Source organism: uncultured Sphingopyxis sp., assembly GCF_900078365.1.
Lineage (GTDB): Bacteria > Pseudomonadota > Alphaproteobacteria > Sphingomonadales > Sphingomonadaceae > Sphingopyxis.
Map to the genome: position 1 here is coordinate 603,193 of NZ_LT598653.1, position 14,160 is coordinate 617,352.

The window sequence follows — 14,160 nt, forward strand, 5'->3', positions numbered from 1 at the left end:
AATGATGCGGGGGGTGTTTCTCGCCGGTCTGATATGGGCCGCTTCGCCGGCCTGCCTCGCGCAAGGCGCGCCGCAGCCGGAAGCGATCGTCAGCAAGGGCAACCCGATCCTGGCCGATGGCCGCACTTATTCCACCGATCCCGCGCCGCTGGTCGTCGGCGATACGCTTTATATCCTGGCGGGACGCGATGAAGCGGCCCCGGACGTCAACGACTTCATCATGAACGAATGGCAGATGCTGGCGACGCAGAGCCCTGCTTCGGGACAATGGCGGCACTATCCGGCGACCATGCGCCCCGACGCCATATTCGCCTGGGCCGAACCCGGCCGCGCCTATGCCGGGCAAGTGGTCGAAGGGGGCGACGGGCGCTTCTATTTCTATGCCTCGGTCATGGAGAAGGAAAGCGGTGCGAAGGACCGCTTCGCCATCGGCGTCGCGGTCGCCGATACGCCGCTCGGCCCCTGGCGCGACGCGCATCCCGCCGGCCCGATCATCTCGCAGCGGGTGCCGCAGGCCAACGATATACAGAATATCGACCCGACGGTGCTGGTCGACGATGACGGCCGGGTCTATATCTACTGGGGCACTTTCGGGCAGCTGCGCGGCATGGAACTCGCGCGCGACATGGTCACCCCCGCGGGCCAGGAACATGCGATAAAGGGGCTGACGGGCTTCTTCGAGGCGCCGTGGATCATGAAGCGCAAGGGCGTTTATTACATGATCTACGCCGGTAACAATGCGGGCCCCGACAGCCCCTGCACGCCCGCCGTCTATCACGCCTGTCAGGCCTATGGCACCGCCTCCTCGCCATTGGGGCCGTGGACGTGGCGGGGGGTGGTCCTGAAGCCCGTGTCATCGACCACCAGCCACGCGGGCGCGGTCGAGTTCCGCGGGCAATGGTATCTGGCCTATCATACCGCCGACGCCAGGGACGGCGGCCATTTCCGCCGATCGGTCGCGCTCGACCGGCTCATATGGGACGACAGCGTGTCGCCACCGGCGATCCGGCCGGTCACGCCGACCCGCGCGCCGATGCCCGCGGCGGCGCCGACGCGCAACATCGCGGGCGCCGCGGCCGCCGCCGCGTCGAACCAGCCGATTCCTGTGCAATATTGGATCCGGGCGCTGAATGACGGCAAGGTCCGCAAAAATCCGTTGCCGCCCGAAATGTGGGGCAGCTGGACCGGCCGGAATCCCGCCCGGCCGTGGATCGAATATCGTTGGCACCGCCCCGTGACGCTGACCGGCAGCCGGATCTGGTTCTTTGCCGACCAGCCGGCGGGCGCGAGCGTTGGCGTGGCGCCGCCGCGCGCCTGGCACCTCGAATATTGGGATCGGGGCTGGAAACGCGTTCGCGGCGCCGGCACCTATGGCGCCGTGCCCGGACAATTTGAGGCGGTCGCGTTCCCGGCGGTCACGACGCGCTGCTTGCGCGCGGTGTTCGATGCGTCGGGCGATGGCGGCGTCCACGCGGGCGTCGGCGTGCAGGAGTGGGAGGCGCTGGCGCCCCGCGCGGCGGTGCCGCCGGCCGAACCCGACGAACGCGCCGCACCCTGCGAAGGATGAACGCGCGCGAGGGCGCGATCAGCAGGTCTCGCCGGTGCTTTGCGAGGGCGGGCCGTCCGGAACGCGGGCGGGGTGGCGGTAGAATGGGTCGCCGGGCAGGCGATGCCGGTCGCCATAAACCGCCCTCAGCGCCGCCGCGAGCGCCGGATCGTGTCGGCTGAGGTCGGCATCGGACAGGATGCGCCTGCCGTCGATGACGGCGAGCTTGTTGGAATTGAACCAGAATTGCGTTCCCTCGGCCCAATATTCATGCGCCGTCGTCGCGCCATATTGGCCGTCCCACAGATGTCTGGTCATGGCGTCCGCATAGGCTTTCTGGACTTGCGCGAACAGAGCCGGGTCGGCGGTTTCCATCGCGTCGAAGATCGCGTGCGAGAATTCGTGGACCAATATGGTTTCGCCGAAATAGCGGGTGCCGGGCATCGCCAGAAGATTTTCGGTCGCCCCGCTGGTCAGCAGGCCGCCCATGCCCCGCGCGCGGCTGTTCCAATATTCGCGGTCGGAGAGGCGCCCGATCCGCTCCGCATAATATTTGCGTTCGCAACGCGTCAGGCGTGGATCGTCGATCGCCGGCTTTTTCCAATCGCGCTGTTCGGGGACGTCGGTGGTCTGTTCCTCGACGCCCATGATCATCACGCGCTGCCCCGCCGATACAAGCGCATGCGCGAGATCGGGACGCTTTTCGAGCATCGCCAGCACGATCCGGCGGGCGGTGAACAGGGCTTCGTCGGGCACCGCGTCCGACGCGCTGATCGGGATGCCCGCCGCGCTCACCGATTTGGTGTAAAAGGGGTCGAGCGCGAGCGCGGGCGGCGGCGGGCCGATCACCGGGCGCGCTTCTGCGCAGCCCGCGAGCAGCAGGCAAGCGGCGATGAGCGGACGCTTCATGCGAACGGCCGATCGATCGAATGCTGGGGCTCGGTGAACCAGGCGGCGCCTGTCTCGGTGACATGGAAATGATCTTCCAGCCGGATGCCGTAGCGGTCGGGGACGACGATCATGGGCTCGTTCGAAAAACACATGCCCGGCGCCAGCGGCGTCCGGTCGCCGCGCACGAGATAGGCGGGCTCGTGGATGGAAAGGCCGATCCCGTGCCCGGTGCGATGCGGCAGGCCCGGCAGCCGGTAATCGGGACCGAGCCCCGCGCGCTCCAGAACGTCGCGGGCGGCGGTGTCGACGCTTTCGCACGACGCGCCCGGCTGCGCCGCCTCGAAGGCGGCGGCCTGCGCCTCCTTTTCCAGCTCCCACATCGCGCGGATTTCGGATTCGACCGCGCCAAAGGCATAGGTGCGGGTAATGTCGCTGTGATAGCCGTCGATCGTGCAGCCCGTATCGATCAGGACAAGCTGCCCCTCCTGCAGTTGCTGATCCTCCGGCAATCCGTGAGGAAAGGCCGTCGCGCGTCCGAACTGTACGGCGCAAAAACTCGATCCGCCGGCGCCCAGCGCGCGGTGTGCCCGGTCGATGAAACGCTTGACCTCGCTGGCACGGATTCCCGGCGCCAATATTCGCGCCGCGCGCCGGTGGACTTCGAGCGTCATCGCCTTTGCCTGCCCCATCAGCGCGAGTTCGGACGGCGATTTGACCATGCGCAGACCGTCGATGGCGGGCGAGCCATCGACCAGAGCGAAGCTGCGCCGCAGCCGCTCGCCCACGGCGAAAGGCAACAGGGGGTCGACCGCGAGCGTGTCGCCCGGCGCAAGCAGCTTTCCGACCAGCCGAACGGGATCCTCATCCTCCTCCCAAAGCAGCAGATCGGCGTCGATCGCGAGTTCGGCGATCAGCGATCCCCGTTCGAACGCGGGGCAGATGATCCTCGGCTCGCCCGCCGCGGGCAACAGCATCGCCACCAGCCGCTCGGAGGGCGCCCATGCCACCCCGGTGAAATAGCGCAAGCTTGGTCCGGCGTTGACGAGCATGGCATCGGCGCCGATCTCCGCCATCCGCTCCTGCGCTGCGGCGAGGCGCGCGCGCCGTTCCGCGGTGCCGATCGGCGGGGCGGGTGAGGCCCAGGGCGCGAGGCTCGCGAGCTCGATTTCGGCGGTCGAACATCCAATCGTCATCGTCTTCATTCTCCAAAGCGGGCGAGGTCGAAGGGCGCCAGGTCGACCATGGGCCTTTCCCGTTCGATCAGGGCGCGCACCAGGTCGCCGGTCACGGCGGCGAGCGTCAGGCCCAGATGCTGGTGACCAAAGGCATAAACCAGATTGCCGATGCGGCGCGACCGGCCGATCGCGGGCAGATAGTCGGGCAGCGTCGGGCGGGCGCCCATCCAGCGGGTGAAGGGTGGAGCGAAGGGCAGGCCGAGTTCGCGAACATGGCGTTCCAGCCGGTCCCATTTGCGCGGATCGGGCGGCGCGCCGGGCGAATGAAATTCGACGAAGCTGGCGGCCTGCACCGTGTCGGCAAAGCGCGTGACGATCATGGCGCGGTCTTCGAACACCAGCGGCGGAAGGCCGGCCGGCCATTCGCCCGCCGCGGCGCGGATATGATAGCCGCGCTCGGCGATCAGCGGGACGACATGACCGGCCTGTTCCATCAGGGCGCGGCTGCGCACGCCCGCCGCGACGACGACGATGTCGGCGTCATGCCCCTCGACGCGCGCCCGGCCGCCATCGACCGCAAGCCGCGCGGACGATCGCTCGATCGTGCCGCCCCGCGCGCGAAACGCGTCCTCCAGCGCGTCGGCCAGCGCCCCGAGGTCCGTGATTTGCCCGCTGCCCTGGAACCGCAAGGCGTCCGCGATCGGGACGCCGACCAGCGACGCGAGACGCGCCATCTCGGCCGCCTCGACCGTGTGAAGGCTGGCGGTGCCGATGTCGGCCGCGTGCCAGGCGGCCGAGCCGGCCCGCGCGATCGCCGCGTTTTCCCACAAAATATAATGGCCGTCGGCGCGAAGCAGCATCGGCTTGCCGGCCAGCGCGGCCATATGTTGCCAGGCGGGCAACGCCCCGTCGAGCAGCGACCCGAGCGCGGCGCTGCCGCTGCGAAATGCCGCAGGCCGGGCCGCCGCGAGGAAGCGGGGAAGAAAGCCGAGCCAGTGGCGAACCCCCGACAGCGGCAGGTCGAGCGGCCCGCCCGCCGCGAAAGGGCGGCGAAAGGCGGTGCGCAAGGAAGCCGGCGAGGCGAGCGGGGCCACCTGTTCGGTCGCGATATGGCCGGCGTTGCCCCACGAGGCCGCGCGACGGTCCGCATCGTCGTCGATGATCGTGACGCGGTGGCCCGCCTCGGCCAGCGCCATGCCCGAACAGAGCCCCACGATACCGCCGCCGATGATATTGACGCGCACAACGATCCTCTCTTGCAAAGGTAGATTGTGTACCGTATACGATATTCAGGTTCAAGAGCAGGATTTTTTATGACGATTGGTTGGAAGGGCGTTTTTCCGGCAGTGACGACCCAGCTGCGCGAGGATTTGTCGATCGATCTGGCGGATACGCAGCGCGTGGTCGACGATCTTATTCGGGACGGCGTGACCGGCGTGATCGCGCTGGGCACCGTGGGCGAGAATAATTCGCTCGAATATGATGAAAAGATCGCCGTTCTGTCGGCCATCGTCGAAGTGGTTGCGGGGCGCGTGCCGGTGATCACCGGCGTGTCCGAATATGATACCCGCCGCGCGGTGCGTTACGCCGCGGCGGCGGAAAAGGCGGGGGCCGACGGCCTGATGCTGCTGCCGCCGATGGTCTATGTTCCGCAGCCGCACGAGCTGGTCGCCCACTTCAAAGGGGTGGCGGAGCGGACCGGATTGCCGATCATGCTCTATAACAACCCGCCGGCCTATCGCACGGTGATCGACAAGGCCGTGCTCGAGGCGCTGGTCGATGTCGACAATATCGTCGCGGTCAAGGAATCGGCGCCCGACACGCGCCGCTTCACCGATTTTCGCAATGCGTTCGGTGATCGCTACGTCCTGTTCGCCGGTCTCGACGACGTCGCGCTCGAGGGGCTGTATCTTGGCGCGCAGGGCTGGGTTTCGGGCCTCACCAATGCGTTCCCGAAGGAGTCGGTCGAGCTGGTCGCGGCGTTCGAACGCGGCGATCATGCGCGGGCGCTGGAAATCTATCGCTGGTTCATGCCGCTGCTCCACCTCGACGCCGAGCATGACCTCGTCCAGTCGATCAAGCTGGCCGAACAGGTCATGGGCCGCGGTTCGGAGCGGGTGCTGCCGCCGCGTCTGCCGCTCGTCGGCGCGCGCCGGGCAGAGGTGATCGCGATGGTGGAACAGGCGGCCGCCACCCGCCCGGCCTCGGTCAGCGCAAAAGCGGCCTGAGGCCGGCTGGCGATGCGTCACACCTTCTTCTGCATCGACGGGCATACGGCGGGAAATCCGGTTCGTCTGGTTGCAGGCGGCGCGCCGATGCTGAAGGGCGATTCGATGTCGGCGCGGCGGCAGGATTTCCTGGCCCGGTTCGACTGGATCCGGACCGGCCTGTGTTTCGAGCCGCGCGGTCACGACATGATGTCCGGCGGGTTTCTGTATCCGCCGACCCGGGACGACACCGACGTCGGCATATTGTTCATCGAAACATCGGGCTGCCTGCCGATGTGCGGCCACGGCACGATCGGGATCATCACCTTCGCGCTCGAACATGGCCTCATCGTGCCGGCGACGCCCGGCCGGCTGAAGGTCGAGGTTCCGGCGGGCGTCATCGACATCACCTATGAAAGTGATGGCGACAAGGTGACGGCGGTGAGCATCGTCAATGTTCCCGCCTATGTCGCCGCGCGCGGTATCGCGATCGAGGTGGAGGGCATCGGGGCGCTCTCGGTCGATGTCGCTTATGGCGGCAATTATTATGCGATCGTCGAGCCGCAGGGCGGCTATACCGGGCTCGACGATCTGGGCGCCGCGCGCCTGATCGAACTGGGCGGGCGGATCCGGCAGGCCGTGCAGGCCAAATTCGAACCGGTGCATCCGCTCGATCCGACGATCCGGGGGGTCAGCCATGTGCTGTGGGCCGACAAGCCGCGCGCCGACGGGGCCGATGGCCGCAACGCGGTATTCTATGGCGACAAGGCGATCGACCGCAGCCCGTGCGGTACCGGCACCTCGGCCCGCCTGGCGCATCTTGCCGGGGCCGGCAAGCTGGAGGCCGGCGACCGCTTCGTTCACGAAAGCTATATCGGCAGCCTGTTCACCGGGCGCGTCGAATCCGAAACGACGATCGCCGGGCAGCCGGCGATCATTCCGTCGATCACGGGTTCCGCGATCGCCACCGGTTTCAATACGATTTGGATTGATCGCAGCGATCGCTTCTGGGACGGATTTCAGGTCAAATAGCGCGTGGGGGGCGCCCGGACTGTCCGGCGTTCCGCCCCGCTTTGGAGTATTTGAAATGAGTATAGTGGTCCGCACCCTGTCCGAACGCGTGTTCGATATCGTTCGCGAGCAGATTGTCGTCGGCGAACTGGCGACCGACATGCCGATCCGCCAAGACGCGCTGGCCGCCGAACTGGGGGTCAGCAAGATTCCGGTGCGCGAGGCGCTGGCCCGGCTGGAACAGGAGGGGCTGCTCATCAGCCACCCGAACCGCGGCTATCTCGTCCGGCCGATGTCGGCGGCCGAGGCGGACGAAATCTATGCGCTGCGGCTGGCGCTCGAGCCCGCCGCCGCCGCCTTCGCGGCCGTCCATGCCGACGACGCCGAGCGCGAGGAGGCGCAGCGCGTGTACGAGCGTCTCGACGCCGCCGCCAGCGACAATCTGGCCGATGTCGCGATGCGCAATCGCGATTTCCACACCGCGCTCGTCCGGGTCGGCGGCCGGTTGCTCACGACCCAGATGGTCGAACGGCTTTCGATCCTTTCGGAGCGTTATGTGGTCGCCCATCTGGAGCCGTCGGGCCGCGAATCGCGGGCGCATCTCGAACACCGGCAACTGCTCGACGCATGGATGGCGCGCGACGGCGATACCGTCGAACATCTGCTGACCGAGCATATCAAGGCGACGCTCGCCGATCTGAAAGCACAATTGAAAGTCGCGGTCTGAGCCGGCGACGAACGGGGAGAAATGAATGTTCGGTCCGCGCAAGTCGCTCGATGACATCCGGTCGCACGAGGCAAGCCAGTCGCTGGCGAAAACATTGAGCTGGCCGCATCTGATCGCGCTGGGCGTCGGCGCCATCGTGGGGACGGGCATCTATACGCTGACCGGGGTCGGAGCGGAGCGCGCGGGGCCGGCCGTGATCCTGGCCTTCGCGATCGCCGGAATGGTCTGCGCCTGCGCCGCGCTCGCCTATACCGAGCTTGCCACGATGATTCCCGCGGCCGGGAGCGCCTATACGTTCAGCTATGTCGCATTGGGCGAAACCATCGCGTGGATCGTCGGATGGAGCCTGATCCTCGAATATTCGCTCGCTTGCTCGACGGTTGCCGTCGGCTGGTCGGGCTATCTGGTGGGCTGGATACAATCCGCGGGCGTCGCGCTGCCGCCGGCGTTGCTGTCGGGGCCGCATGACGGGGGCATCGTCAACCTGCCCGCGGTGCTGGTCTCGCTGACGGTCATGGGGATGCTCGTCGCGGGCACGCGGGAAAGCGCGACCCTCAACATCATTCTCGTCATCATCAAATTGCTGGCGCTGGCGGCCTTCATCGCCTTTGCGCTTCCCGCGTTCGATTTCTCCAATCTGCAACCCTTCATGCCCTATGGCTTCGGATCGGTGGAAAGCGGAGGCGAGAAGCGCGGCGTGATGGCGGCGGCGGCCATCGTGTTTTTCGCCTTTTACGGCTTCGACGCGGTCGCGACCTCGGCCGAGGAAACCAAGCAGCCGAAGCGTGACCTGACCATCGGCATCATCGGTTCGATGCTGGTCTGTACCCTCATCTATATGGGGGTTGCGATCACGGCGGTCGGCGCGCTGCCTTTTCAGCAACTCGCCAATTCGACCGAGCCGCTCGCCCTCGTCCTGCGCACGCTCGACCAGCCGGTGGCGGCGCATCTTGTGGCGCTCGCGGCGATCATCGCGCTGCCGTCGGTCATCCTCGTGATGATGTACGGCCAAAGCCGCATCTTCTTTGTGATGGCGCGCGACGGGCTTTTGCCCAAACGGCTGGCAACGGTCAGCCCGAGGACCGGCGCGCCGACGCTGATCACCATCCTGACCGGCCTGTCGATCGCCGCGGTGGCGGGCATCTTCCGCCTCGACGAAATCGCCGAGCTCGCCAATGCCGGAACCCTGCTCGCCTTCATCGCCGTGGGCGTGTGCCTGATGGTTCTGCGCCGGAACGCGCCGCAAATCGAACGGCTGTTCCGCTGTCCCGCGCCCTATGTCGTCGGGACCGCCGCGGTGCTCGGCTGCCTCTATCTGCTCGTCAGCCTGCCGTCGTCGACCATCGTCCGCTTCATCATCTGGAACCTCGCCGGTCTTCCGATCTATTTCGCCTATGGGCGGTGGCGCAGCGCGCGCCAGCGTTCGGCGATCGCGGCCTGATCGACGCTATCCTTCCCGGTTCAAAGGAAAATATCATGCGATTGCTGCTGGCCGCGCTGTGCCTGTCTCTGGCGCTGCAACTTCCCGCCCAGGCGCGTTCCGCGGTCGAAGGCGTCTGGCTGTTCGACGACGCGCCGAGCTATCCCGGCGTCACCATGCTCGAAGTGGCGGACGATGCGGGCGTGATCAGCGGCAGCGTAACGACCTTATGGTATGGGCCGATCGCTTTGCAGAATGCCCGTATCGAGGGCGACACGCTGACCTTCGACCTACGCAACCTCAACGACAAGGCGCATCCCACGCGCCGCTGGACGGCGCGGTTCACCCCTGCGGGCGTCAAGCTGACCGGCGATATATGGTATGCGCATGTCGAGCAGGACGGCCGCCGCGGCGGGGTGAAGGACGCCGAGGCCCGCGCCTTTCGCTTCGCCCCCGATCTTCCGCCGCTGGGAGCGATCGCGCCCGACAACCTCGCCGCGACGCCGCCGATGGGCTGGTCGAGCTGGAACAAGTTCGGCGACAAGATCGACGATGCGACGATCCGCGCGATGGCCGACGCGTTGGTCGCGACCGGCCTCCGCGATGCCGGCTATCTTTATGTCAACATCGACGATGGCTGGCAGGGCGAGCGCGACGCGAACGGCGTGCTGCAGCCCAATGCGAAATTCCCCGACATGAAGGCGCTCACCGCCTATGTTCATTCGAAGGGGCTGAAGATCGGCATCTATACGTCGCAGGGTCCGCGGACCTGCGCCGGCTATGAAGGAAGCTACGGACATATCCAGCAGGACGCCCAGACCTTTGCCGACTGGGGATTCGACTATCTGAAACATGATCTATGCTCGGGCGAATGGTTCTACGACGACGCCGACAAGGTGAAGCGCAGCTACTATGAAATGGGGCTCGCGCTGAAAGCGACGGGGCGGCCGATGCTCTACTCCTTGTGCCAATATGGTCGGTTCGACGTGTCCGAATGGGGGCGATCGGTCGGCGGCCATCTGTGGCGCACGACCGGCGACATCACCGACGATTATGCAACCATGTCGGACATCGGCTTCGAACGGAATCCGAAATTCGGCCACGCCGGGCCGGGGGGATGGAACGATCCCGATATGCTGGAGGTCGGCAATGGCGGCATGAGCGAGGACGAATATGTCACGCACCTGACATTGTGGGCGATCCAGGCCGCGCCGCTGATCATGGGACACGACCTGCGGCAGACCCCCGAGAGCGCGCTGCGCCTTCTCAAGAACCGCGAAGTCATCGCCATCGATCAGGACGTCAAGGGCGTTCAGGGCCGCGCGATCCGCAAGGAAGGCCCGCTGGAGGTGTGGCGCAAGGAACTGGCGGACGGGTCGGTCGCGCTGGCGCTCTTCAACCGCGGAGAGGCGGCGGCGCAAATGGCGCCGACGGCGGCCGACGCCGATCTGGCGCGGTTGACGCGGGTGCGCGACCTGTGGCGCGGTGCGGCAGTCGCCATCGACGATTTGCAGTTCACGGTGCCGGCGCATGGCGCGGTGCTGCTGCGGGTCGATGGCGAGCCGATTTGACCGGCCCCTTTCTCGTCCGACGATAGGGCGCGAGAAGCGGGCCCAGCCGCAATCGGGACGATGCGGGGGCGGCCGATTGGACCATGACGATCGGATCGGTCGGTATCGGATAGCGATTTCAGCGCCGGCCTGGTGAACGCGACGCGATGCGGCGAACAATGCTACGGCCATCGCTGGCGTCCCTTCCTGTTAGCGTCTCTCCTATTTAGTTTGAACCGATTGAGCCCCTGCCCTTCAGGGGAGGGGTCGGGGGTGGGGGCCATCGGCCTTGCGCAGGTTTTCGAGCCCCCACCCCAACCCCTCCCCTGAAGGGGAGGGGCTTGATTCCGCTAAATCAGGACAGACCCTAGCAGGAAACCTGCTCCGCAGCCGATCCGCCAGCCTGGCATGGCGGAGTGATTCGTTCGCCCTCGGTTGATTCGCCGCGATCGCGGCTCCGGTAAAGCACCGCCCATCCGCCGGAACCGCCTCAAAAACCACGCACTTTGGTGCGTATACAGTAAATCGTATAATGTATTTGACTCCTAATTGTCAGACATGCTTAAATTGTCCGACATGCTCACCAATGGGCAAGGCCACGAGAGCTTTTTGGGAGGTTGCAATGAAGGACGGACTTACCCGCTGTTTGCTGGGCGCAAGCGCCAGTGCGCTAGCGACGATGTTTCTTGCCACGCCGGTCATGGCGCAGAGCGAGACCGGCGGCGCCCCGGCTGCGAGCGACGCAGGCGAGGCGATCGTCGTTACCGGCACCCGCATCCGGCGGCCCAACCTCGACAGCAACAGCCCCATGACCGTCGTGAGCGACGAGGAGTTTCGCTATCAGGGTGCGACGACGGTGGAATCGGTACTCAACCGGCTTCCCCAATTCACCGCCGACGCCAATGAAAATGTCTCCAACGGGTCGGACGGCACGTCGAACGTCAATCTTCGCGACCTGGGTTCGAACCGCGTGCTCGTCCTGATCGACGGCCAGCGCATGCTGCCGACGCAGGCGATCAACGTGAATTTCGTCCCGTCGTCGCTGGTCGAGCGCGTCGACGTCGTGACCGGCGGTGCATCGGCGGTTTACGGATCGGACGCGATTTCGGGCGTGGTGAATTTCATCTTGCGCAAGAATCTCGACGGCGTCCGCGTCGATGGGCAATATAGTTTCTATCAGCACAGCAACAACAACGGGACGCTGCGCGACCTGATCGACAGCAACGGCTATCAGAACGCGCCCAAATCGGTCACCGATGGCGAAAAGCTCGACGTCAATTTCGCCGTCGGCACCAATTTCGCCGAAGGGCGCGGGAATGTCACCGCCTATGCGGGCTATCGGCGCGTCAACCCCGTGCTGCAGGGCTCGCGCGACTATTCGGCCTGCGCGCTCGACCCCAATGACGACCGCACCGGCTTTGTCTGCGGCGGTTCGAGCAACAATGAATTCGGCCTGTTCACCGTTCTCGCCGACCCGGTCTCGGGATCGCCCGTCACTTATAACAACACCAAGGACGGCCAAAAGACCTGGGTGCCGTATGACAGCAGCTTCCGCTACAATTATGCGCCGACCAATTATATGCAGCGTTCGGATCGCCGCTATACCGCGGGCGCCTTCGCACATTATGAACTGTCTTCGGCCGCCGAACTCTATGGCAGCTTCATGTTCATGGACGACCACAGCTTTTCGCAAGCCGCGCCGTCGGCCCTGTTCCAGGGCGAGGTCTATTCGATCAACTGCGACAATCCCTTCCTGAGCGCGCAGCAGGCGGGGGCGCTCTGCGGCGCCGCGGCGGGCACCGACACCAGCCGCGATACCTTCATTGGCTATCGTATGACCGGCGAGGGCAGCGCGCCGCGCCGCGACGACCTGCGCCACACCGACTATCGCTTTCAGGGCGGGGTGCGCGGCGAGATCGCACCGGGGATCCGCTACGACGTCGGCGCGCTGCGCGCGGTGGCGATCTTCAACGAAAATTACCAGAACGATATCGACCCGGTAAAGGCGAAGAAGGCGCTCCAGGTCGTCGAGGTCGACGGCGTGGCGACCTGCAAATCGGTCATCGACGGCAGCGATCCCGATTGCGTGCCGATGGACGTGTTCGGTTTCGGCACGATCGACCCCGGCGTCTATGATTATATCTATGCCCCGACTTTCACGCGCGGCGAGCAGAAAATCACCGTGCTCAACGCGGGAATCAGCGGCGAACTCGGCGCCTATGGCATCCAGAGCCCCTGGGCGTCGCAGGCGATCGGATTCGCGGTCGGCGTCGAGCAGCGCATCGAGACGCTCGATTTCCGGGCCGACGCGCTGGCACAGCAAAAGGGGACGCTTGAATCGCAGGGCAAGATCAAGGTCCGGGAAGTCTATGGCGAACTCGAACTGCCGATCCTGTCCGACATGCCGCTTGCCCATTCGCTCAGCGTCAATCTCGGCTTGCGCTATTCGGACTATACCAACGACAGTCTCGACGGCACGAAAACCAGCTATGGCGCGACGACCTACAAGGCCGAACTCGACTATGCGCCATCGCGCGACATCCGTTTCCGCGCCAGCTACAACCATGCGATCCGCGCGCCCAACGTCGCCGAATTGTTCGCGGCCCGCGGCCTGGGCAATGTTCAGGGGCAGGATCCCTGCTCGGGCGCCTCGCCCGTCGCGTCGTTCGATCGCTGCGCCCTCACCGGCGTGACGCAGGCGCTCTATGGCAACATCCCCGAATGCCCGGCGGAAACCTGCGTCACCCAGGGCGGCGGCAATCCGGCGCTCAAGCCCGAAGAAGCCGACACCTATACCGCGGGGTTGATTCTGACGCCCCGGGCCATTCCCAACCTGTTGGTCTCGGTCGATTATTACAACATCAAGGTCGACAATTATATCGGGACCGTCGATCCCTTCCTGACGATCAACCAGTGTATCCAGACGGGCAATCCGTTCTTCTGCGACCTGTTCAACCGCGACCCCACCACGGGCGTGATCTTTGGAACCAACGGCTATATCACGGCGACCACGCTCAACACCGGCTATCTGAAATCGGCCGGCATCGACGCGACGGCGAGCTACAGCTTCGGCCTCGATACGCTGGGCCTGAACGATGGCGGCAAGCTCAATTTCGAACTGGTCGGCACCTATCTCGACAAGCATCAGGTGCAGCCGCTTCCGGGGCTTGGAACCTATGACTGCGCGGGGCTGTTCGGGCCGACCTGCGGCCAGCCGACGCCGCGCTGGCGGCATCAGCTGCGCACGACGTGGCAGATGCCGTGGTCGAACGCGACGCTCTCGCTCAACTGGCGCTATTTCGGCAGCGCCAAATTGTCGAGCAACACCGACAATGAATTCCTCCAGGGCACGCCCTATGTCATCAACAGCAAGATCGACGCTTACAGCTATTTCGACCTTGCCGGCACGGTCGACGTGCTGGAGAATTTCACGGTGCGCGCGGGCATCAACAACCTGTTCGACAAGGATCCGCCCGCGATCGCGCAGGGGCTGCTCAGCTCTTTCGGAAACGGCAATACCTATCCGGGCGTTTATGATCCGCTCGGCCGCATGATCTTTGTCGGACTGACCGCGAAATTCTGATGGTTGAAGACAGCGCCGGCTTCTCTCCCCGCATCACGGCTCCTGACGGA

The 14,160-nt window shown here is 65.6% G+C and carries 10 protein-coding genes; 7 read left to right on the forward strand and 3 right to left on the reverse strand.

Annotated features, from left to right (window positions below; translation table 11 throughout):
- Position 1: 1 nt before the first annotated feature.
- Entirely contained in the window at positions 2–1,567 is a 1,566-nt protein-coding gene (locus QZL87_RS02700; protein ID WP_295323451.1) for a family 43 glycosylhydrolase, read from the forward strand.
- An 18-nt stretch (positions 1,568–1,585) separates the two neighbouring features.
- Here QZL87_RS02700 and QZL87_RS02705 read toward each other — a convergent pair whose 3' ends face one another.
- Genes QZL87_RS02705 through QZL87_RS02715 form a run of 3 tightly spaced genes read right to left on the reverse strand, consistent with a single transcriptional unit; the run spans position 1,586 to position 4,856 of the window.
- The gene (locus QZL87_RS02705; protein WP_295323452.1) at positions 1,586–2,455 is read right to left on the reverse strand and encodes a glycoside hydrolase; all 870 of its coding nucleotides are present in this window, start codon (positions 2,453–2,455) and stop codon (positions 1,586–1,588) included.
- Positions 2,452–3,630, reverse strand: a complete 1,179-nt coding sequence (locus tag QZL87_RS02710; protein WP_295323453.1) for a Xaa-Pro peptidase family protein — start codon at positions 3,628–3,630, stop codon at positions 2,452–2,454. The genes QZL87_RS02705 and QZL87_RS02710 overlap by 4 nt, the downstream gene beginning before the upstream one ends.
- A gap of 5 nt (positions 3,631–3,635) precedes the next feature.
- Complete coding sequence (locus tag QZL87_RS02715; RefSeq protein WP_295323455.1) at positions 3,636–4,856, reverse strand: FAD-binding oxidoreductase; 1,221 nt, start codon at positions 4,854–4,856, stop codon at positions 3,636–3,638.
- Positions 4,857–4,925: 69 nt separating this feature from the next.
- On the opposite strand from QZL87_RS02715, the gene QZL87_RS02720 reads away from it, so the two are divergent.
- From QZL87_RS02720 to QZL87_RS02745, 6 genes are all read left to right on the forward strand, one after another.
- Complete coding sequence (locus tag QZL87_RS02720) at positions 4,926–5,840, forward strand: dihydrodipicolinate synthase family protein (RefSeq protein ID WP_295323457.1); 915 nt, start codon at positions 4,926–4,928, stop codon at positions 5,838–5,840.
- 12 nt (positions 5,841–5,852) lie between these two features.
- Positions 5,853–6,851 (forward strand): 4-hydroxyproline epimerase, encoded by a 999-nt coding sequence (locus QZL87_RS02725; protein ID WP_295323460.1) that lies wholly within the window; start codon positions 5,853–5,855, stop codon positions 6,849–6,851.
- Positions 6,852–6,906: 55 nt separating this feature from the next.
- Positions 6,907–7,557: a GntR family transcriptional regulator gene (locus QZL87_RS02730; protein ID WP_295323462.1), complete on the forward strand. Its 651-nt coding sequence runs from the start codon at positions 6,907–6,909 to the stop codon at positions 7,555–7,557.
- A 25-nt stretch (positions 7,558–7,582) separates the two neighbouring features.
- The gene (locus tag QZL87_RS02735) at positions 7,583–8,998 is read left to right on the forward strand and encodes an amino acid permease (RefSeq protein WP_295323464.1); all 1,416 of its coding nucleotides are present in this window, start codon (positions 7,583–7,585) and stop codon (positions 8,996–8,998) included.
- A gap of 35 nt (positions 8,999–9,033) precedes the next feature.
- Positions 9,034–10,548: a glycoside hydrolase family 27 protein gene (locus tag QZL87_RS02740; RefSeq protein WP_295323466.1), complete on the forward strand. Its 1,515-nt coding sequence runs from the start codon at positions 9,034–9,036 to the stop codon at positions 10,546–10,548.
- Positions 10,549–11,206: 658 nt separating this feature from the next.
- Entirely contained in the window at positions 11,207–14,110 is a 2,904-nt protein-coding gene (locus QZL87_RS02745; protein ID WP_295323468.1) for a TonB-dependent receptor, read from the forward strand.
- Positions 14,111–14,160: the final 50 nt, after the last annotated feature.

Excerpts from the sequence above, each read along its gene's own strand:
- QZL87_RS02735 (WP_295323464.1), top strand. The coding sequence starts at position 7,583 with ATGTTCGGTCCGCGCAAGTCGCTCGATGACATCCGGTCGCACGAGGCA.
- QZL87_RS02745 (WP_295323468.1), top strand. The coding sequence starts at position 11,207 with ATGTTTCTTGCCACGCCGGTCATGGCGCAGAGCGAGACCGGCGGCGCC.
- QZL87_RS02700 (WP_295323451.1), top strand. The coding sequence starts at position 2 with ATGATGCGGGGGGTGTTTCTCGCCGGTCTGATATGGGCCGCTTCGCCG.
- QZL87_RS02725 (WP_295323460.1), top strand. The coding sequence starts at position 5,853 with ATGCGTCACACCTTCTTCTGCATCGACGGGCATACGGCGGGAAATCCG.
- QZL87_RS02740 (WP_295323466.1), top strand. The coding sequence starts at position 9,034 with ATGCGATTGCTGCTGGCCGCGCTGTGCCTGTCTCTGGCGCTGCAACTT.
- QZL87_RS02730 (WP_295323462.1), top strand. The coding sequence starts at position 6,907 with ATGAGTATAGTGGTCCGCACCCTGTCCGAACGCGTGTTCGATATCGTT.
- QZL87_RS02705 (WP_295323452.1), bottom strand. The coding sequence starts at position 2,455 with ATGAAGCGTCCGCTCATCGCCGCTTGCCTGCTGCTCGCGGGCTGCGCA.
- QZL87_RS02720 (WP_295323457.1), top strand. The coding sequence starts at position 4,926 with ATGACGATTGGTTGGAAGGGCGTTTTTCCGGCAGTGACGACCCAGCTG.
- QZL87_RS02710 (WP_295323453.1), bottom strand. The coding sequence starts at position 3,630 with ATGACGATTGGATGTTCGACCGCCGAAATCGAGCTCGCGAGCCTCGCG.